We start from the raw sequence: 19469 nt of genomic DNA on the forward strand, positions 1-19469 counted from the left end.
GAAAATTCTTCGCTTTTCTCTTTTGCCACCGGAAATGTGGCCTTCTTTTTTCCTGATGGATTCTTCTTGTCGAAGAAATTGCACGACCGGCATGATGTAATTATGTATCTGTAATTATTAATTATTTCAAGAAGATTTTTCAGAAATATGAAACCGCTCAGGCAATCTCAGGCGAGTCCGGAGTTGGCATGTCCAAAAAATCTATTTTTCAGGAGAATAGCGATCAGGGCAAGGACGCCGCCTGCCGAATCAATGCTCACATCCACCAGAGAAGCCGTTCTCGAAGCGACCCAGGATTGATGAAACTCATCGCTCAGGGCAAAGACCGCCACAGCAAGAATCGTGCAGAGGGCCCACCGCAGCTGCCAGCCCTGCCGAGCATTTCCACGGAGGGCACGGAAGAAAAGCAGTCCCAGGATAAAATACTCCGTGACGTGTCCGGCCTTTCGAATGAGTCCATGAAGCACGGCGATGTCATGCTCCGGGTATCCTGGCAGCAGGAAGCGCAGGAGAGGCCCGATAAACCGGGATGTATGATCCGCAGAGAATGTTCCGGTGGACATGGAGAAGATTACGCCCATCCAGATAAGAACGGGAAGCCAGTATCGAAGAAACGGATGATTCACCGGCTCACCTGTCTATCGTCCTTGAAAGACGGGCTTTCTTTTTTCCAGAAAGGCCTTCGCCGCCTCAAGATGATCTTCCGTTTCGGTAAGGAGGGATAATTGCGAAGAAATGTAGTCGAGGTGCGCCCTCAAGGTGCTGGTCTGCGCCTGGTAGACGGCCCGTTTCGTCATCCGGACAGCCAGCGGCGGCCTGTCGGCTATTTTTTCCGCCAGGGCGATGCTTTCGTCCAGGAGGCGGTCGTGGGGTACGACTCGATTTACAAGGCCCAGCCGGAGGGCTTCTTCGGGAGAGAGAACATCACCGGTGAGGAGAAGCTCCAGGGCCTTGGAGACGCCGACCAGGCGCGGCAGAAAGTATGCCCCTCCGTCCCCCGGTACGACGCCCAGGAGAATATAGGATTCGGCAAGCTTCGCCTTGTCCGAACAGATCCGGATGTCGCACATGAGGGCCATGTCCAGGCCCGCGCCCATGGCGGCGCCGTTGATTGCCGCAATGACCGGTTTGTCGAGGTCCTCCAGGGTCAGGACAATGCGATGAACCCCTTCCCAGAGGTAACTCTTCATGTCCCAGGAGCGTAGTTTCCCCTCGGCCATATCCCGGATATCGCCGCCCGAGCAGAACGTGTCCCCCTTCCCCGTAATGACGACCACCCTGACCCGATCGTCTCTCCGCGCCTCCTCAAGGCATTGGCGCCACAGCCGGATCATCTCGGGGCTGAAGGCGTTCTTCGCCTCCGGCCTGTTCAGGGTGATCATGGCGCGATGTCCCTCAACGCTGTACAGGATATGGTCTTCAGTCATGATTTTTCTCCAGGCTTTGTGGCATGTTGATCATCTGCCGCAGAGTTTCTCCGGCCCTTCCAGAGGGCACTCTGCCCCGTCACGCGAGAGATATCATATCCTGCAGAAAAGATTCAACCGCCGAACGGAGTAAGGAGGCAATAAAAAAGGCGGGGTGAAACCCCGCCTTTTTCGGCCATTCTGTTCTTTCACCGCTTGCCGATCCGTCGTCGCCGGATGACCGCGATACCGATCAGTCCCGGGGCGAGCAGGAGGGCCGCCGGAGGCAGGGGCACTGGAGCAACTCGCAAGTTGTCCATGGCAAAGTGTTTTCCGAAGCCGGAATACGCGGCAACACCCGTCCCTCCGTAAGAGTGGAAAGCCAACCGGTCAACGCCGCCGGACCAGTTTGGAGCATACCACATGGGAGCGTAGGCAGAGACGACAATTTCATCCGACCCGATAAGCATCCCTGAGCGGTATCCACTGATCTCAATGTGAAGGCCATTGTTCCATGCGGCTGTAAAATAGGCCCCGCTGAAGGTGAAAGGCGAATCGGCTACGATGGATGCATCGCGAGCCTGGCTGTTATAGACCACGTTGTTGATCGACACCACGCCCGCGGAGTAGCCGCTTTTCGCATACTGAGAGGCCGTAGCGTCAAGATAGGTAAAATTGGACCAGGAATAACCTGCGTAACCATCAGGCAGGGGCGTCAAGGTCCCGCTGAGATCATCGAAATCAAGCTCTGCGGCCCCTGCCACTGCCGATAGGCCCAATGACAGAGCACATGCCCACAGGAAAACAACCAGAAGCTTTTTCATAAGACCTCCCACCGGCTTATCCATCAAAGTTAAAGCGTGTTCCACGGATCTTGAAGTTGACATTCCCTGCAAACCTTGCAATCACTGTGCTATAAAAGCCTGATTTTCAAAATAATGCAATACCAGTTTTAAGGTATTTTCACTACGGTTTGGGAAACATGGATTAGGCGTGAGGCGTAGTCGGCTAAGAAAAAATGGAATATGACCTGTTTTCCAATCCGCACGGCGTACTTCAAGGGCATTGCAACGAACTCCATTGATTCGAAGAGCCCATCGCGTGATTCCGGAACGAACGGGAAAGGCAGGATCATGGACATGATCCTGCCTTTCCCGTCTGCAGGTCCTTTTACAGTTTGAAGAGAAGGTCCACATACGTGGGGATGGGCCACATGTCGCTGGGCATCAGCATCTCAATGCCGTCGATATCTGTCCGCAAGGTCTGTATCGCCGGAAACACCTTGTCACGATAGGCCTCAGCCTGCCTGGAGCAATCGGAAATCCCCTGAGCCGCTGTCAAGGCTTCTTCAAGCCTGGCCAGATTTTTATAGGTCGATGAGAGCAGGGCGCCCAGCTTTTTGATCAGATCTTCCTGGACAGACGCACGGACCGAAACAGCCTGGAAACTGGAAATGGAATCCGCCAGGAATGTCGCATATTCAAGACCGGCGGGCAGAATCTGCTTCTTGACCATGTCGATGGCTACCCGCGCTTCGATGTTGATCTGTTTCGCATAGGTGTCAACATAGATCTCGTAGCGGGAATGCAGTTCCTTTTCGGACAGAACTTCATACGTTCGGAAAAGGCCGATAGCCTTCTCCGTGACAAAGGCCTTCAAGGCGTCGATGGAGTTTTTTACATTGGGCAGGCCCCGCCTCTCAGCTTCCCGGACCCACTCCTCGCTGTAATTGTTTCCGTTGAAGATGATCCGGTGATGCTTCTCGTAGATTTCCTTGATGATCGCCGCGGCTTCTTTATTTTTATCCCTGGCCTTTTCGAGGCGGGTGGCGATTTCATCGAGGGCTTCGGCGGCAATGGTATTCAAGGCCACGTTGACCCCTGCAATGGATTGTGCCGATCCGACCATCCGGAACTCGAACTTGTTTCCCGTAAAGGCAAAGGGCGAGGTTCGATTGCGGTCCGTATTGTCCATGGGAATTTCGGGCAGGGTATCCACACCGACCTTCATATACTGCTCACCCTTGGCCGCGACCTTTTCGCCCTTGAAAAGCTTTCCCAGAATTTCCGTGACTTCTTCCCCCATGAAAATGGAGACAATGGCTGGAGGCGCTTCGTTGGCACCGAGACGGTGATCATTCCCGGCAGACGCACAGGTCGCCCGGAGGATGTCGGCATGGGTGTCGACAGCCTTGATCAGGGCGCTCAGAAACAGGAGGAACAGGACATTCTCACCGGGGGTGCGGCCGGGGTCCAGGAGATTGGTGCCGTCATCGGTGGACAGCGACCAGTTGTTGTGCTTTCCGGAACCATTGATCCCCGCATAGGGCTTCTCATGGAGCAGGCAGACCAGATCATGGCGCAGGGCGACCTTCTGCATGGTTTCCATGACGAGCTGGTTGTGGTCGGTGGCGATGTTTGTTGTGGCATACAGCGGAGCCATCTCAAACTGCGTCGGCGCCACCTCGTTGTGCTGTGTTTTGGAGCTTATGCCCATCTTCCACAGCTCGGTATTGAGATCTTTCATGTAATCCGAAACCCGGTCCTTGATGGAGCCGAAATACTGGTCTTCCAGTTCCTGCCCCTTGGGGGCCGGCGCGCCGAAGATCGTTCGCCCCGCCAGCATCAGATCGAGACGCTCCATGTAGAACTGCTTGTCAACCAGGAAATATTCCTGCTCCGGGCCGACGGTGGAGGTGACCTTGGTTGCGGTCACGTTGCCCATGGCCTTTAAAACCCTCAGGGCCTGCTTGGACACGGCTTTCATGGAGCGCAGCAGAGGCGTCTTCTTGTCGAGAGCTTCGCCGTGGTAGGAGTAAAAGGCCGTGGGAATCGTCAGGGTGACGTTGCCGCTTTCGTCCTCCTTCAGAAAGGCGTTGGAGGTGCAATCCCAGGCGGTATAACCTCTCGCCTCGAAGGTGGATCGCAGACCACCGCTCGGGAAGGAGGATGCATCCGGCTCTCCCTGAATAAGCTGCTTGCCGGAAAATTCCACAATTCCGCTGCCGTCTGCGGCAGGCGAGATGAAAGAGTCGTGTTTTTCAGCGGTTATTCCTGTCAGGGGCTGAAACCAGTGTGTATAGTGCGTCGCCCCTTTTTCGACAGCCCAATCCTTCATGGCATTGGCAACGACATTGGCGATGTCCGGCCGCAAGGGCATGTCTTTTTCGATCGTTTCCTTCAGCGCCTTGTAAACATCCTTGGGCAACCGCCCCTTCATCACTTTATCGCTGAATACGTTAGAACCAAAAATTTCAGCAAGATCCATCGTTATCTCCTTATTTTACCTTTTCGCATCATGCCCATGAATTTCACCTCATGAGCCTGGAGTTATTCTTAGCCGACCGTTTCAGTGCGCACATTATTGTATCGACAACAGGGAATGTGCACATTTTTGTGTTAAATACCACCGGGCGTTTCCCGCCTTTCCCCTCTGCGTCAAAATCCTTTTCTTTTCGGCATCCGTGGGATGCTCCAAAAAGATATCGTTACAACATCTTGTAATACTTCATTAATTCTGATGTGCCGCTGTCCGTTTTCCTGTCTGAATTCTTTCGTCGACGGAAGGAATTCTCCCGGTGTTCACCGGCTGTTCCATAACGTTCTTTTCACCGGCTTGTAAAGTGCATCTTTCCTGCCATCCTGCACGGAGGTGAAATAGCAGGGAAAAAGACCCGGGGTGCAATCTTCAGACGGCCGTGACAAGAGAGAATACTCAAGAAGATACTGTCATTGCGGCCGGGTCGATCCCCTCTGTTCTTGAATCCAGACAGATGTTCGTCTCATGGCTCCTCACGGTTTTCGCCTCTTTCCCATTTTGTAGAGTTTGCCTTGGGCAGAGATCGGGGTCGTTCAGGAAATCTGAGACGGGATTTTTGTTCAGGCATGGCTTTCCAGGCTGAATTTTCCGCGAACATAACATAATTATTCCGGAATGAATATAAGGATTCCAGAACGGCCCTATGGAAGGGATTTGCCATTGGCCTTGCCTGCCCGATTTCGGATATGGTAGAAAAGGATGGGAAGCCATCGTGATGAGAGGAGATCAACCATGAACGACCATAAAGGCAAGGGGGAGAAGGCCCCGAACCCGCTGCTCGTCAAGTTTTCACCCCTTCTGAAGGCGCAGGAACCCGAAGGCCCCATCCTGGATCTGGCGTGCGGTGCGGGACAAAACGGCCTGTTTCTGGCCGGTTTGAACCTGCCGGTTATCCTGGCTGACCAGTCCAGGGAGGCGCTGGAAGACGCCAGGCGATCGGCAGAGGCCAGAGGCCTTCAGGTCCAGTTCCGGGAAATCGACCTGGAGACGGGAGAGAACCCCCTCCAGGAGGACTATTACCGGGCCATCATGGTTTTCCGTTACCTCCACCGGCCCTTGATGCCGTCTCTGAGGCGGGCGATCCGCAGGGGAGGAATCCTCATTTATGAAACGTTCACCATCGAACAGCCCAGATACGGCCGCCCCCGCAATCCCGATTTTCTGTTGAGGCCCGGGGAACTGGCTGGCTGGTTCAGGGACTGGGAGATCATCCATTCCTTTGAAGGCCTTCTGGAAAATCCCACCAGGGCGATGGCCCAGCTTGTCTGCCGCAAGCCCGCCTGATTCCCATCCCGATGTCCATCTGGAACAAAATTGTTGATCCATGCCCCGGCCAGGGGAAAAGCCCTTTAGAAAATTTTTACAGATATCGTTCATGATCAGCTAGTTGGACATTTCTTGTTCATGGGCACACATCTTGATCTTACTTGAAATGAGCGAAGGATGATTCGGTTTTTCAACGCGGCAGGGTTCCCGGCCATGCCGGCTGATGCGCTGACCCGCAGGTGACGAGCGGAAGGTTCGCTGTGTTAATCAAACCGCTTCAGAACAATTTTCACGAGTTCCCTGGAGAAGATGTCATGGAAAAAATACCCGCCCGAGTGAGCACGGGGCTCGAAGGTTTAGACAAGGTTATCGACGGCCTGAGAATCGGCGACAATGTCGTCTGGCAGGTGGATTCCATCTCGGACTACCGCTCTTTTGTCAAGCCTTTCGTGCAGCACGCCCTTTCTGAAAATCGAAAAGTCGTTTATCTGCGTTTTGCACAGCATGAGCCGCTTCTGGAAGAGAACAGGCGGATTACCCGTTATCACCTCGATGCCCAGAGCGGCTTCGAGTCGTTTTCGTCGGAGGTTTACAACATTGCGACCCGCGAAGGAGATGGGGTCTTTTACGTCTTTGATTCCCTTTCGGATCTTCTGTCCGCCTGGGCCACGGATCTGATGATCGGCAACTTCTTCCGGATCACCTGTCCCTATCTTTACCAGCTCGATACCGTTGCCTATTTTGCCCTGCTGCGCGACAACCACTCCTATAAAACCGTTGCCCGGATTCGGGAAACCACCCAGGTTCTCCTGGATGTCTACAATGTGGAAGACAGGATATACGTCCATCCCCTGAAGGTCATGGGACGCCATCTTCCCACCATGTTTCTCCCGCACCTCAAGAGTGGAAACCGTTTTTCGCCGGTAAGCAGCAGCGTGGACACAGGGCAGCTCGTCCGCTATTTTTCCGGAAAGGGGCTGGAAAGCGCCAAACGAAATCTCGATTACTGGGATCGGCTTTTTCTTCATGTCCGGGATCTGCTGCAGGGAGAGATGGACGACGAGGAGAAAGGAAAGATCCTCGACCATCTCTGCGAGATCATGATCGGGCGGGAGGAGCGGATCCATGAGCTCGCCAGAAACTACCTCACCCTGGAAGACCTCTGCAACATCAAGGCACGGCTCATCGGGACGGGCTACATCGGCGGCAAGGCGGCAGGCATGCTGATCGCGCGCAAAATGCTCCTTCAGGATCCTTCCTTCGACTGGCCGCGCTATCTGGAGCCGCACGACTCCTTTTTCATCGGCTCGGATGTCTTCTACACCTACATTGTGGAAAATGGCTGGTGGAAACTGCGCATGGATCAGAAGACTCAGGAAGGGTACTTCGATGTCGCGCGGACTTTGCGCGAGCAGATGCTTCACGGCAGATTTCCCGATGAAATCGAGGAACAGTTCTGGCGGGTGATTGAGTATTTTGGCCAATCCCCGCTGATTGTGCGCTCCAGCAGCCTCCTGGAAGATGCCTTTGGAAATGCCTTTGCGGGCAAATATGAAAGCCTGTTCTGCGTCAACCAGGGGCCTCCCGAAGAACGCTACCGGCAGTTCAGGGAGGCGGTTCGTCGCATTTTCGCCAGCACGATGAATGAAGACGCCCTGGCCTACCGGCTGCAGCGGGGATTGGAACAGCATGACGAGCAGATGGCCCTCCTGGTTCAGCGGGTCTCCGGCTCCTACCGGAAGGAGTTTTTCTTCCCCGATCTGGCGGGCGTCGGCATCTCCTACAACACCTTTGTCTGGAAGAAGGAGATGGACCCCAGGGCCGGAATGGTCCGGCTGGTGCTGGGGCTGGGAACACGGGCGGTCAACCGGGTCGAGAACGATTACCCCCGCGTTTTTCCCCTGGATGCCCCTTCCCTGCGTCCCCATTCCGGGGGCAGTGACATCAGGAGATATTCTCAGCACGATGTGGATGTCCTCAACATCGGCAAAAATGAATTTGAAACCATCCCGGCCAATGCTGTCCTGTCCGGGGATATGGGAATCCAGTCCGAGATGGTCGGGATTCGGGATCATGAAAGTGAGCAGCTGTTAAAAGAGCGGGGGCGGGGCGGCGAAGAGAGGTGGATCCTGACCTTTGACAGGCTTCTCTCTGAAACCCCTTTCCCGGGCGTCATGCAGAACATGATGAAAACGCTTGAAGAGAAGTACGATTATCCCGTGGATATCGAATTTACGACCAATTTTACCGGCGACGGCGCTTTCATGATCAATCTCGTCCAGTGCCGTCCGCTGCAGACCAAGGGCCGGCGCGAGGGGACCCGGGTGGACATCCCGTCCAAGCCGGCCCTGGAGCAGATCCTTTTCCAGACGGAGGGCAACTTTATGGGCGGCAGCATTGCCCAGGGGCTGAAGCGTCTTGTCTACGTGGATTACGAAGAATACAGCCGGCTGTCTCTCTCGGAAAAATACGATGTTGCCCGGCTGATCGGCAGACTGAACCGGATCAGCAAGCGGGAGGACTGCCCCGCCATTCTGTTGGGACCGGGCCGATGGGGCACCACGACCCCCTCGCTGGGCGTGCCGGTGCGGTTCGCCGAGATCAACAATTTCGTTGCGATTGTCGAAATCGCCTACATGACGGGGAGCCTGATGCCGGAACTGTCCTACGGCACGCACTTCTTCCAGGACCTGGTGGAGACGGACATTTTTTATGTGGCCCTCTTCCCGGAACAGGAGGAGTTCCTCTTCAATGTCGGCGTCATCAGGGAGGGGGAAAACCGGCTGCCCGTTCTTCTCCCGGAAAGCGCCCGCCATGGAAAGACGGTCATCGTCCGTGACGTGGAAAAGGAGGAATTCTCGCTCTTTGCCGACATCGTTTCCCGGAAGGTTCTCTGTTACCGTTCGATCATCCGGTAGGAAGCGGCCTCTTGCATCTTTTTCCAGTATCAGGAATAATCTCTTTGTGGACGTCCATCACACGGAAGCCATCAAGGTCAGGGTTACAGGACTGACACCGCGGCCACGATCGATTGGATCCATCAAAGAAGCATCCAGGAATGCCGAGGGAGGATCATGATCCAGGAGGAAAGAGTCGAGGCGCTCAATGCCGCGGAGCAAAGAAAGGGGAAGTATGTGCTGTACTGGATGCAGGCTTCCCAGAGAGCGCAGTGCAACCATGCCCTGGAATATGCCATTGTGCAGGCCAATGCCCTTGGCATACCGGTTGTTGCATTTTTCGGAATGACGGACTCTTTTCCCGAGGGCAACCAGCGGCATTACACGTTTATGCTGGAGGGCCTCCGCGATGCAAAGCGCACCCTGGAGAAGAGGGGCATACAGCTCGTGATCCAGCGCTGTTCGCCGGAGCGGGGGGCCGTCATGATGAGCCGGGATGCCTCCCTGGCGGTTGTGGACCGGGGCTATCTCAGGATACAGAAGGCCTGGCGAAGGGATGGGGCCGCGGCCATGGATTGCCCTCTCCTCCAGGTCGAAAGCGACGTCGTCGTCCCGGTAAAAGAAGCGTCCCCCAAGGAGGAATATTCCGCAGCCACGATCCGGAAAAAAATTCATCGTAAGCTGACTTCGTACCTGATCCCTTTGAAGGAGACCCGGCCCCTGGCCGATTCCCTTGCCCTGGATTTCGAATCTTTTCCCGTCGAGGATGTGGAAAAGGCCCTTTCGCACCTCGAAGTGGATCGGAGTGTCCAGCCGGTCCCCGTTCTTCGGGGCGGATCCGGGGAGGCGGGCAGGCATCTTGAAATTTTTCTCGAGGACAAACTGGAGCATTATGCCGAGTTCAGAAATGATCCCACGCGGGATTACCTCTCTCTCATGAGCCCCTATCTCCATTTCGGACAGATCTCACCCCTGCACATCGCCCTGAGAATCTCCGGCTCGGGAGCCGCCGACGCCGAGGCCTATCTCGAGGAACTCATCGTGCGGCGGGAGTTGGGCATCAACTTCGTCTTCTACAATGACCGCTACGATACGTTTGCATCCCTTCCCGACTGGGCAATCAGGAGCCTCAAGGCCCACAGGCATGACCCCCGGCCTTATCGTTACTCCCGCCGGGAATTCGAGGAGGGGAACACTCACGATCCCTATTGGAACGCGGCGCAGAAGGAGATGGTGTTACGGGGGAAGATGCACGGTTATATGAGAATGTACTGGGGAAAGAAAATCCTGGAGTGGAGTTCGACTCCCGAGGAGGCTTACCAGACCGCCCTCTACCTCAACAACAAGTATGAACTGGACGGCAGGGATCCCAGCGGCTTCATGGGGGTCGCCTGGTGCTTCGGGAAGCACGACCGCCCCTGGGGAGAGCGTCCCATTTTCGGCAACGTCCGATACATGAACGCAGGGGGATTGAAGAGAAAATTTGATGCGGACGGGTATGTGCAATTGGTCCGACGATGGGAATCACAGAACGCTGAAGCCGGAGCAGGGGGGAACGATCTTCCCCGCTAGAAAAATCAGCCGGGAGTCAGGATATGAAAAGAGATCCGGCCTCACCTCGCCGGCAACCGGATTGAGAAGGCTCCCCTGCAGAGGCAGGAAGCGGGCCTTCTCCGCGGCGCCTGAAAGGCGGAATGGCTGAGGGGCAAGGACTCGAACCTCGATTTCCAGGGCCAGAACCAGGCGTCCTACCGTTAGACGACCCCTCAAGGACAGAAGGGGAAAGATCCCGATCCGGATTCGTATTGCTCTTCCGCCGCTGGCGGCAAAGGTCCGTTTCCGGGATCTGCTCCGGCTGTCCATGCTTTATGATGCGGCGCCGCAGGGCATTGCCCCCTGTCCGGATTCCCACTCGCTGAGCCCGTCGTCGTTTTTCGCGGGGGCCCCGGCCGCCTGCGGGATAATCTTTCGGTACACCCCTGCCGGCGGTCTTTTTTGTCCGTCAACCGTCAGGAGCCTGTCCACTGAGATGCCAAACAGTCTTTCGTTCTCCTCGAGGTAGGGCAGGATGAGATTCCAGTCCGCCTCGGTGACGGACGCAAACTGCCCGCCGTTGAGCTGCTCATTGACCAGCCTTTTCCGGGGATCCCTCACGTAGATCGCCCCGCCGGACGCCAGGGAAAAGATGTTGGAGCCCGGATATGGCGATTCATACTCGCGGATCGATCCGTCGTTATCGTCGAAACCGATGCCGTTGAGGATCACGAAGCCGCCGCCGTTGAGGGGATCGCCGGCCATGAAGGACTCCGCAAGGTAGTCCAGTGCCGTCCCGTTGATGACGACACGGGGTTTGCCGACGGCGTTGATCAGGGGCCGTCCTGCGGCATTCCCCATGATGTAGGCACTGCCGCCCTTGGCACCGTACATGAATGTCTGGCCGACATCGCCGTAGACAACCAGCTTCCCGTCTTTCATGATCTGGCAGAGCTGATCCTGGGCATTTCCATGAACATGGATCTCCAGGCCGTCGATGCCTGATGCCAGGTAATCACCCGAGGAGTCATAAACATCAATCCGCACATCCTTGACGACCGGGCCGAACCCGCAGCCGGTAAATCGCTGGCCACGGTATCTGTAAACAATGAACCTCTTCCAGCCAAGTTTGTAAGCGGCCACGATCAGCACCGCGTCACAGAGGTCACCTTCCGGCTCGAAGCGTTCTGCGTCGACAATGAGGGTCCGCTCATTCTTCCTGGGCGCCCGCAGCTGATCCCGGGTCGTAAAATCGATCCGGCGAAAAGCGGACTCCGATTCTTCCGAAATCAGCGGAGTCATGGAAAAGATCTCATCCAGGTTGACCTTCAGGACATGCTGGACGGAACTTCTCTTGATCCTGCCCGTGTCGTACCGCCGATCGTACAAAAGAGTCAGGGCCTCAATCGCCATTTGCTTGAATTCATCTTTTTCCAAGGCATACCGTTTAATGGTTTCAATGGCAAACCGGAAGTCGCCGGGTTCAAAATTCACGATCTGGCTCCGGATATAGGTGAACATTTTCTGTGCTGCATCCGTAGGTTCTTTTTCGGAAAACAGGCCCGCCAGCTTTTGTTCGATTTCCTTACACGATTCCGTCACGGCCACCGGTTTTGAGAGGTCACAGATGAGCTTGTCTTTGGGCGTTTCGATGACCTTTCCGAACTTGTCCGTACAGATGAGCTTCCTGTTTTCCGAACCGTCGCCGGCATCCTGAAGACTGAAGATGAAAGAGCCGCCGTCCGTATAGCTGCCGCCGCGGGCATTCCAGTATTTGTCGGCAATGGGCCCGAAGCGCGGATCTTCCCGTTCCAGGGAGATGAGCGTTGCATCGATGGCCTGCTTTTCTGAACAGATCAGGCCGATGGACACCTCCCCCTCCTGAAGGGCGAACACCTGGGGGCGGAGCATGGCCGTGTCCGTAATGCCGATCAGTTGAAACCGGCTGTTCCTGACGTCATTGCGGGCAATGATGAAGAACCAGGGTCCGTCGGGTGAGGCGTTGACGTGATGGGTCGAAATGGCCTTGTAGAGCTCCTGCTTTTCTGCCGGAAGCATGTCGAAGTCCATTTCGGAGGTCGGCGCCATGGCCTCGATCAGGTATTCCAGGGGATACTTGTAGACGCGGCTCCACAGGTCCAGGAGCAGCGCAGCTTCCTCCGTATCGGTGAGAAACAGGGGGGTGTAGTTCCTCTGCTTGAGGTATTCATAAATGGCCTGATAGTTCGCAAAATCACCGTTGTGCACCAGGGCTTCATTGAGGGCGCTGAAGGGGTGGCAACCGCCGGGGTGCCAGACGCGCCCCCGGGTGGGATACCGCTGGTGGGCCAGCCAGACGTGCGCCTTGAAGTCATCCAGTTTGTAGTAGCGGACCACATTTTCCGCATACCCGACGATTTTCAGGATCATCATGTTCCGGCCATGGGACATGACAAAGGCCTTCTTTTCACCGAGAGAGGCGTAATACCGGGTGTTGATCCGGAAGCTGTTCTGATAGACGAATTCGTCCTCGGCATCCCGCCGGTCCAGCGAGGAGAAATCATGTTCCCGAATGAACTGGTCCAGGACGTCGTCCCTGACGCGGACGAAATAGCGCATAATGTCCGGGGGTCTGACTTCAAGGCCGATGCTTCGATAATCATCGATCGTGGCCAGTTTCTCGGACTTGTCAATCCGGAAATACGGTTGAATGTAAGTCTGTTCTATCTCCTCGGCCACATCGGTTTCAAGGAGGGCGATGTGGAGCATGTAATCCTCATCGAGGACCTGCCGGGAGACTCCCAGCGCTTCCGGAATAAACCCCACCGCGCCGATGCCCCCGCCCTTCCCGTTGCCCCGGTTGTGCATCTGGACGGACGGCTCGAAGATGTTCTTCCCGGTGACGGGGATGGAACTGATGAATCCCGTAACGCCGCAGCCGCCTTCCTCCTCCGTATTCGAGGGGAGATCGGGCACCCGGCTGCAGAGTTCCGTGCGTGAAAGCAATATTTTGTCAGCGCTATCCATGATTTGCAAGCTCCGCCTTAATTACTGTAATCTATGTGCTCCAGCAGATCCGTCCGCCCGACAAGCTCCTTAACGCTCTTCATGCCGAACTTCTGAAGGATCTCAACGAGCTGGACATTCCATGCATGGTAGAAATTGGTCAGGCGTTGGGTCGCCCACTCCTCGGTGAAGAGGTCTGCCAGCTCGGAGTCCGTTGAAGCGATGCCCCGGGCGCAGCCGCGCCCCGATTCACAATTGCCGCAGCGGACACATTCCAGGGCAATCAACTCAGCCGTTCCAACCACGGCCCCGTCTGCGCCAAGGCAGATCGCCTTCGCCAGGTCATGGGCGGTCCGGATCCCTCCCGAAGCGATGAGGGTAATGGCGTCCCGGACGCCCTCATCCTTCAGGAAACGATGAACCTTGACGATGCCGTATTCGATGGGCATGGCGATGTTTTTCTTGGCGATATCCGGCGCCGCGCCGGTGCCCCCGTAACCGCCGTCGATGTGGATGATATGCGCACCGGCATAGTAGGAGCCGACAGCCACCATGTCCACGTCATTGGGCGTGGAAACCTTCACGGATACCAGGGCCTGGGGGTTCATCTCCTTGATCCAGTCGATGTGCTTCTTGTGATCCTCGATGGAATAGACCGAGTGAAAGGGAAAGGGCGAAAACAGGGAGGTTCCCTTGACGGCCTCGCGCATCCTGGCGACGCTTTCCGTATTCTTCTCTCCCAGCAGGTGTCCGCCAAGACCTGGCTTCGCACCCTGGGCGTACTTGAACTCGACGATCCTCACCCGCTGGATCGTCTCCTCGCGGACCCCGAAGAGACCGGTGGCCACCTGGGTGATCACATGGTCATCATAGGGGATGAGGTTCTCCGGATAACCGCCTTCACCGGAACAGGTAAAGGTGTTCCAGATGGTGGCATTGTGCGCCTTGGACACCATGGTGGGGAGGCTGACGGAACCGAAGGACATTCCACCGCCGTACATGGGGGTCGAGATGACCACATTCCCCCGCCCGTCGTTTCTCCGGTTCAGCTCGATGGCCGTGGAGATTTGGGAAGTGTCGACATACGGCGGATTGGCTGGGAATTTGAACCGCAGCTTGTCGAAGCCGCCGCCGGAATTGCCGACGGAATATTCAAGGTCCGTCCGCGTGGGCGGGTAACCCGTCTCGGCCATGATCCACGTCGCCGTAATGATGTCCGCCGTCCAGCGATAATCTCCCAGGGTATCGTACATGGGGTTGAGCGACAGGCTCAAGGCCTGGCGCGGGCACTTGCCGATGCAGCAGAACTCCTTGCTCCGGCACTCAAAGCCGATGCACTTGTAGTCGATCGGCGGATTCACCCTGTTGTGCCCCTCCACTCGTTCATGAACGCCGTAAGGGCACGTCCTGGCGCAGGTTCCGCAGTTGATGCAGGCATCCGACCGGGTGATCTTGTATTTCGGCACCTGGTGCCGGAAACGCGAAGGGATCTCTTTGATGGTTACGGCTGATGGTTTCATAGGTTGACTGCTTCCCTGTTTTTAAATAGTTTTCCAAAAGTGTCCTCGTCGACCTCCTCGAAGAAGATCGCCCGGCCTGTTTCTCCCCGCAGACGGCGGGCTTCCCGGATTCCCATGGCTCCCATCACCTCGAGGAGCTGCGAATGCCAGGCGCCCATGAGATTGATGACCCTCTGGGCAAGGATCGGTACGGGGATTTCTTCCAGTCCGCTTGGAAAAACCAGGAACTTTTCAGGCTCTTCATACAGCCGGACCCCCATCGCGATGAGCAGGGGCAGGTCCACGGCCGCCAGGTCCGCGCCGCAGATCATGGCCTTGGGAACATGCTCCGCCATGGCGATTCCCCCGGAAAAGATCAGGGTGACCTCGTCGCGGATCCTTTCACGGACAAGCCGCTGGTGGACGGACCGGATGATGTCCTTGAGCACCCTCGGAGGGGAGGTGGCATGACCATCCGCCTCCATGCCGCGGTAGTCGGCAACGATATGGATGATCTCCACGCCGCGTTGGGCAAGCCTGGAAACCGCGTCCTCGACGCCGTTGCCCGCCTGGATCCGAACGATGACCGGAGCGCCGCAGATTTCCTTCATTTTGTCCTTTATGCCCGAAATATTGTTCAGAAGTTCACCGTCATACTCCAGGGCGGCCAGCCGCGCTTTTTTCAGGAAAGCCGAGTGCCGGTCGATGTCCTGATGGGTCAGCAATGGAACAATGTTTCCGGCGTAGGGCTCCATCTCCGGCGTCAGGCCGTCCGCGGGCAGAAGAAGGAATGTCTCAATCTCCGCCGCCGCTTTGGCCAGGGCTGCCAGGACATTTCCCTTCAGGTTGTCGGCCGGAAGGTCGAAGACCAGGGGAAGGGGGAGATGGACCGTATCGAATGTCTTCGACAGCAGCCGCCCCTTGTCATCAAAGGACAGATGATTGAGTTTCCTGCCCAGCTCAACGGCGGTGCTGATGTACTCACGTCCATGGATTCCGTCCCGGGTCGGACGGACGATCTCCGACATGTCCGTCCACATGCCGTCAAATCCCGCACCGGTGAATGGACCTCTGTATCCGGCACCGGATACGGGCACCTTTCCGTCCTCCGCCTGCTTCCAGAGGGCAATGAGCATATGGGATTTCCAGTAAGAGCCGTCGTTGTTCAGGAAGTCCTGGTTCAGCGATTTTTCCAGGGCCCCCCGGGGGCACTCCTGGATGCACCGGAAACAGTTCCTGCAGACGGCCGTGTTGGGAGCCGCCATCTTCCGGGGATCGCCCCTCTCCCTCTTATGGGCTTCATAGATGCACACCTTGGTGCACTTGCCGCAGTTGATGCAGTTTTCTCCCCGCGTGATCCTGAACTTGAACAGGTATTCCATGTCCAGGGGGGTCGCTTTTGTGGAAATGTGGTATTTCTTCGGCATCGTCGTTCTTCTTCTCTGTGAAATGAAGTTGATCGATCTGGATCAGGCGTTTCTCTCCACCATCTCCCAGTATTCGTTACTCTTGTCGACCTTCTGCAGAAATTCCTTTATCTGGGCTTCCGGACGGCCGAACTTGCCTTCAAGCCTCTGTTCCAGAGCATCCCAGAACCTCATCAGTTCGAGATTGGTCTGGCAGATCTCCTCGCAGGCCTTGCAGTGCATGCACATGAAGGCATTTGCCGCTTCATCCCTGGTCACTTCCTTTCCTTCAATGAGTTTCTTGGCCAGGGCGACTTTCCCCTTTGCCGTGACCCCCTCGTTGTGCGTGATCAGGTAGGCTGGACAGACGGCAAGGCAGTTGCCGCACTTGGCGCAGGCATGGGTGCTTAACTCGAAATCAAGGTGGTCGATTTTCCTGTCCTTCCCGAAGAGCAGCGTGGCCGCCTTGCCGATGACCGGAGACAGCAAGGTCAGGAGATTCATGGAAAAGCGGAACACAGCCGGTTGAAAGACGAGGGAGGCAAGGGCCGTTGAGTCGACCGCAAAGAATTTTCCCGGGTTCAGGATGCCGTTCGGATCCATCTTGGCTTTGTACGCCTTGAGCGCCCGCTGCCTCTCCGGATTGTACAGGGCATCGATGAAGGCGGCATTCCAGAGGCCCAGGCCGTAGGGCTCGGCCCCCAGGGAAACGGCCTTTTGAGTAAGCATGGAAACGAGGGGCATATTGATCATGTATTTTTTCTTCCGTGAGTCACAGAGGAAGGTGGCCATGATCAGCGCCTTTTTTTCATCGAGGATATAGGAATCGATGCAGATTTCCACGCCGAACCGGTCTCCAAGCATCTTTGCCTCTTCAATAAACTCTGCGGCCGCGGAAATCGGGATGATGATTTCGCTCGCCAGAATGGTCGGCCCCAGGCGCTTGGTCTTCATTCCGAAAAGGCGCTCATTCCAGAGGTAGCGCGCGGCATAGCGGGGCGCCGCCTCGACGATCCCTGATTTGGCAATGTATCCTTCAAAGCGTTCTTCATCCTCGGCACTGCCGAACTCAAACAGGACGCCGGCGCTCTTCCTGAAAATCTCAGCCCGGATGACCTCGTTGGTGTCGTTGAGATGATTCTCATCCAGAAAGCGGATGACGTTGGGATTGAGATTCTCGGACCTCCTGCTTTTCAAGAAGCGGCCGATGAATTCAAAAGCCGACCGGTCGTCCTTGAAATAAAGCAGATGGGCATAGGAGGCTTCCGGCACATCCCGCAGTTTGAGCGTGGCCTCAACGATGATCCCAAGCTCCCCTTCGGTGGACACAAAGAAGTTGAATTCCGGGTCGGAAGGGGAAAGCGCCTTGAGCTCCCCGGCGCCGGTGATCACCTTCATCGACACAATCTGCCTTGACAGGTGCCCGTACCTGAAGCTGTTGATTCCGTAGCCCCCCGTGGAGATCCAGCCGGCCACGGTAGAGAACTTGCTGGAGGGGTAGGTCATCAGGCACAGCCCAACCTTCTTGGCCATCAGGTCAATATCGCTCCACCTTGCGCCCGCCTCAACGGTAACGGTCTTATTCCCGGTGTTCATCTCCAGGATTTTCCGGAACGGAGACAGGTCCACAACAATCCCGGCCTTCGTCGGAATCACGCCACCGAAGCCCCATGATGCAGAACCTCTCGGTATGACGGGAATTTTCTCCCTGTTGGCAAACTCCAGGATCTTCTGGATCTCGTCCACGCTTTTCGGCTGGACGACAAAATCGGGTTGCGTTTTAAAAAATGCCCTGGTCATGATGTCGGGGACATCCCCGATATCATGGGAGAACATCTCTCTTTCTTCCGGCTTGTCGAGGATGGTAATATCGCCCGCGGCCTTTATGAATTCTTCAATCGGTTTCATGTTTCCCATGTCTCTTCAACTCTCATTCATATCGAGAGGCAAGACCCCCTCTTGTTCTCAGAGATGACAGAATGAACTCTCATTTGTTCCCTTAAGCGCAAGATGAGTGCCACGATCTGAACGTTACTTCCCGGGGCTCCAGGGAGAATGCATTTTTTATATCTGAGGGGGGGGATATTGAGACCTAGTATTTCAATTGGCCAATAATAAAGGGGAAAAATTAAATTTCCTCGTTTCCAAGCAGCAAGAAACTTCGATATGATTACTCAACAAATCCATTTTTGAAGCTGTAGCAAACTTTGAGAGGAAAAATAAAGGAACTAAATTGTATAAAATTTTAATTTCAGAACAAATTTGTTCTTTAAGGAATCTTTGTTATTGCGACCAATCCCTTGAATAGAACTCGCTGATGGCACATATTGATCCTATAAAAAAGCGGGTTCATTCATGGAAGTAGGACTTGGGCAGGACGCTCAGAATTCAGCCGTGCGGAAAGCGCCTTAAAGAACTTTCTTACTGAGATGGAAGGTTCACTCTCGAGAGAGGTTATTATTTTTTACGAATTATGTGCCTCTGTTGCACCCCCGGCAAAGCCGGGGATGCAACAGAAAAAACTACACGTATGTCCCTTGGATATAATCATTCAGGTGCTTGATCAGATCCTCATGTTCCGAAAGCGTGGCTTTAACAACATTACCGATGGAAATGATGCCCACCATCTTATCCCCATCGAAAACAGGCAAATGACGGATGTTATTGTTCGACATGACGGCCAAACATTCCGCTGCTGTGCTGCTGACATTAACGCTCATAACCGGTGCGGTCATAATTTCCCTGACTTTTGTTGCGTTAGGATCTCTGCCTGCCAGGGTGATCTTCCTCGAATAATCCCGTTCTGTTACAATACCCACCAGTTCGTTGTTCTCGACCACGGTAAGTGCCATCACATTCTTTTCCAGCGCCAGCTGAAGGGCCGAATAGGCGCTATCGTCAGGACTAATGGAAAAGATGTCACTGTACCCTTTTGCCTTTAACATATCTCTTGCGTTGACAATAAGCATTGTCTTACCTCCTCGATCCAAAGCTGTTTAAAATAGTTAGAACTGTTCAAGTTACTCAGTGAATCCAATTAATTATTTTTCCTTCTTACTTAAGTTCATTTGTGAGCATGAAACACTCTTTCGATTTTTTTACTTTCCTTCAACCCAAAAGCATTAACAGCCTCCTGTATTTAACAACTCAACTTTCGCA

12 protein-coding genes and 1 tRNA gene are annotated in these 19469 nt (G+C 55.2%); 3 read left to right on the forward strand and 10 right to left on the reverse strand.

Features of this window, described 5'->3' with window-relative positions:
- Nucleotides 1-167: 167 nt before the first annotated feature.
- The 4 genes from ACJ77P_RS13545 to ACJ77P_RS13560 all read right to left on the reverse strand — a co-directional run bounded on the left by ACJ77P_RS13545 (nt 168) and on the right by ACJ77P_RS13560 (nt 4673).
- Complete coding sequence (locus ACJ77P_RS13545) at nt 168-626, reverse strand: VanZ family protein (RefSeq protein ID WP_367360004.1); 459 nt, start codon at nt 624-626, stop codon at nt 168-170.
- 12 nt (nt 627-638) lie between these two features.
- The gene (locus tag ACJ77P_RS13550) at nt 639-1427 is read right to left on the reverse strand and encodes an enoyl-CoA hydratase/isomerase family protein (protein WP_367360005.1); all 789 of its coding nucleotides are present in this window, start codon (nt 1425-1427) and stop codon (nt 639-641) included.
- Between the two features lie 188 nt (nt 1428-1615).
- Nucleotides 1616-2230 carry a hypothetical protein gene (locus tag ACJ77P_RS13555; protein ID WP_367360006.1) on the reverse strand — a complete coding sequence of 205 codons (615 nt, stop codon included), beginning with the start codon at nt 2228-2230 and terminating at the stop codon, nt 1616-1618.
- A 346-nt stretch (nt 2231-2576) separates the two neighbouring features.
- On the reverse strand, nt 2577-4673 hold the full coding sequence (locus ACJ77P_RS13560; protein WP_408998539.1) for a glutamine synthetase III: 2097 nt from the start codon (nt 4671-4673) through the stop codon (nt 2577-2579).
- Nucleotides 4674-5456: 783 nt separating this feature from the next.
- On the opposite strand from ACJ77P_RS13560, the gene ACJ77P_RS13565 reads away from it, so the two are divergent.
- The 3 genes from ACJ77P_RS13565 to ACJ77P_RS13575 all read left to right on the forward strand — a co-directional run bounded on the left by ACJ77P_RS13565 (nt 5457) and on the right by ACJ77P_RS13575 (nt 10459).
- A complete protein-coding gene (locus ACJ77P_RS13565; RefSeq protein WP_408998540.1) occupies nt 5457-6008 on the forward strand; it encodes a class I SAM-dependent methyltransferase in 552 nt (183 codons plus the stop codon).
- A gap of 296 nt (nt 6009-6304) precedes the next feature.
- The gene (locus ACJ77P_RS13570; RefSeq protein WP_408998541.1) at nt 6305-8908 is read left to right on the forward strand and encodes a PEP/pyruvate-binding domain-containing protein; all 2604 of its coding nucleotides are present in this window, start codon (nt 6305-6307) and stop codon (nt 8906-8908) included.
- Between the two features lie 156 nt (nt 8909-9064).
- Nucleotides 9065-10459: a deoxyribodipyrimidine photo-lyase gene (locus ACJ77P_RS13575; RefSeq protein WP_408998542.1), complete on the forward strand. Its 1395-nt coding sequence runs from the start codon at nt 9065-9067 to the stop codon at nt 10457-10459.
- Nucleotides 10460-10582: 123 nt separating this feature from the next.
- On the opposite strand, the gene ACJ77P_RS13580 is transcribed toward ACJ77P_RS13575, so the two are convergent.
- The 6 genes from ACJ77P_RS13580 to ACJ77P_RS13605 all read right to left on the reverse strand — a co-directional run bounded on the left by ACJ77P_RS13580 (nt 10583) and on the right by ACJ77P_RS13605 (nt 19279).
- Nucleotides 10583-10656, reverse strand: a tRNA-Gln gene (locus tag ACJ77P_RS13580).
- Nucleotides 10657-10753: 97 nt separating this feature from the next.
- Complete coding sequence (locus ACJ77P_RS13585) at nt 10754-13426, reverse strand: glutamate synthase (protein ID WP_367360010.1); 2673 nt, start codon at nt 13424-13426, stop codon at nt 10754-10756.
- A gap of 17 nt (nt 13427-13443) precedes the next feature.
- Nucleotides 13444-14925, reverse strand: coding sequence for a glutamate synthase-related protein (locus ACJ77P_RS13590; RefSeq protein WP_367360011.1), 1482 nt, complete (start codon nt 14923-14925; stop codon nt 13444-13446).
- Nucleotides 14922-16331, reverse strand: coding sequence for a glutamate synthase-related protein (locus ACJ77P_RS13595; protein WP_367360012.1), 1410 nt, complete (start codon nt 16329-16331; stop codon nt 14922-14924). Before ACJ77P_RS13595 ends, ACJ77P_RS13590 begins: the two co-directional genes overlap by 4 nt.
- A gap of 42 nt (nt 16332-16373) precedes the next feature.
- Nucleotides 16374-18218: an FAD-binding protein gene (locus ACJ77P_RS13600; RefSeq protein ID WP_367360013.1), complete on the reverse strand. Its 1845-nt coding sequence runs from the start codon at nt 18216-18218 to the stop codon at nt 16374-16376.
- 614 nt (nt 18219-18832) lie between these two features.
- Nucleotides 18833-19279, reverse strand: a complete 447-nt coding sequence (locus tag ACJ77P_RS13605) for a CBS domain-containing protein (RefSeq protein ID WP_367360014.1) — start codon at nt 19277-19279, stop codon at nt 18833-18835.
- Between the last annotated feature and the right edge of the window lie 190 nt (nt 19280-19469).

Source organism: Syntrophus buswellii, assembly GCF_046097065.1.
Classification (GTDB): Bacteria; Desulfobacterota; Syntrophia; order Syntrophales; family Syntrophaceae; genus Syntrophus; species Syntrophus buswellii.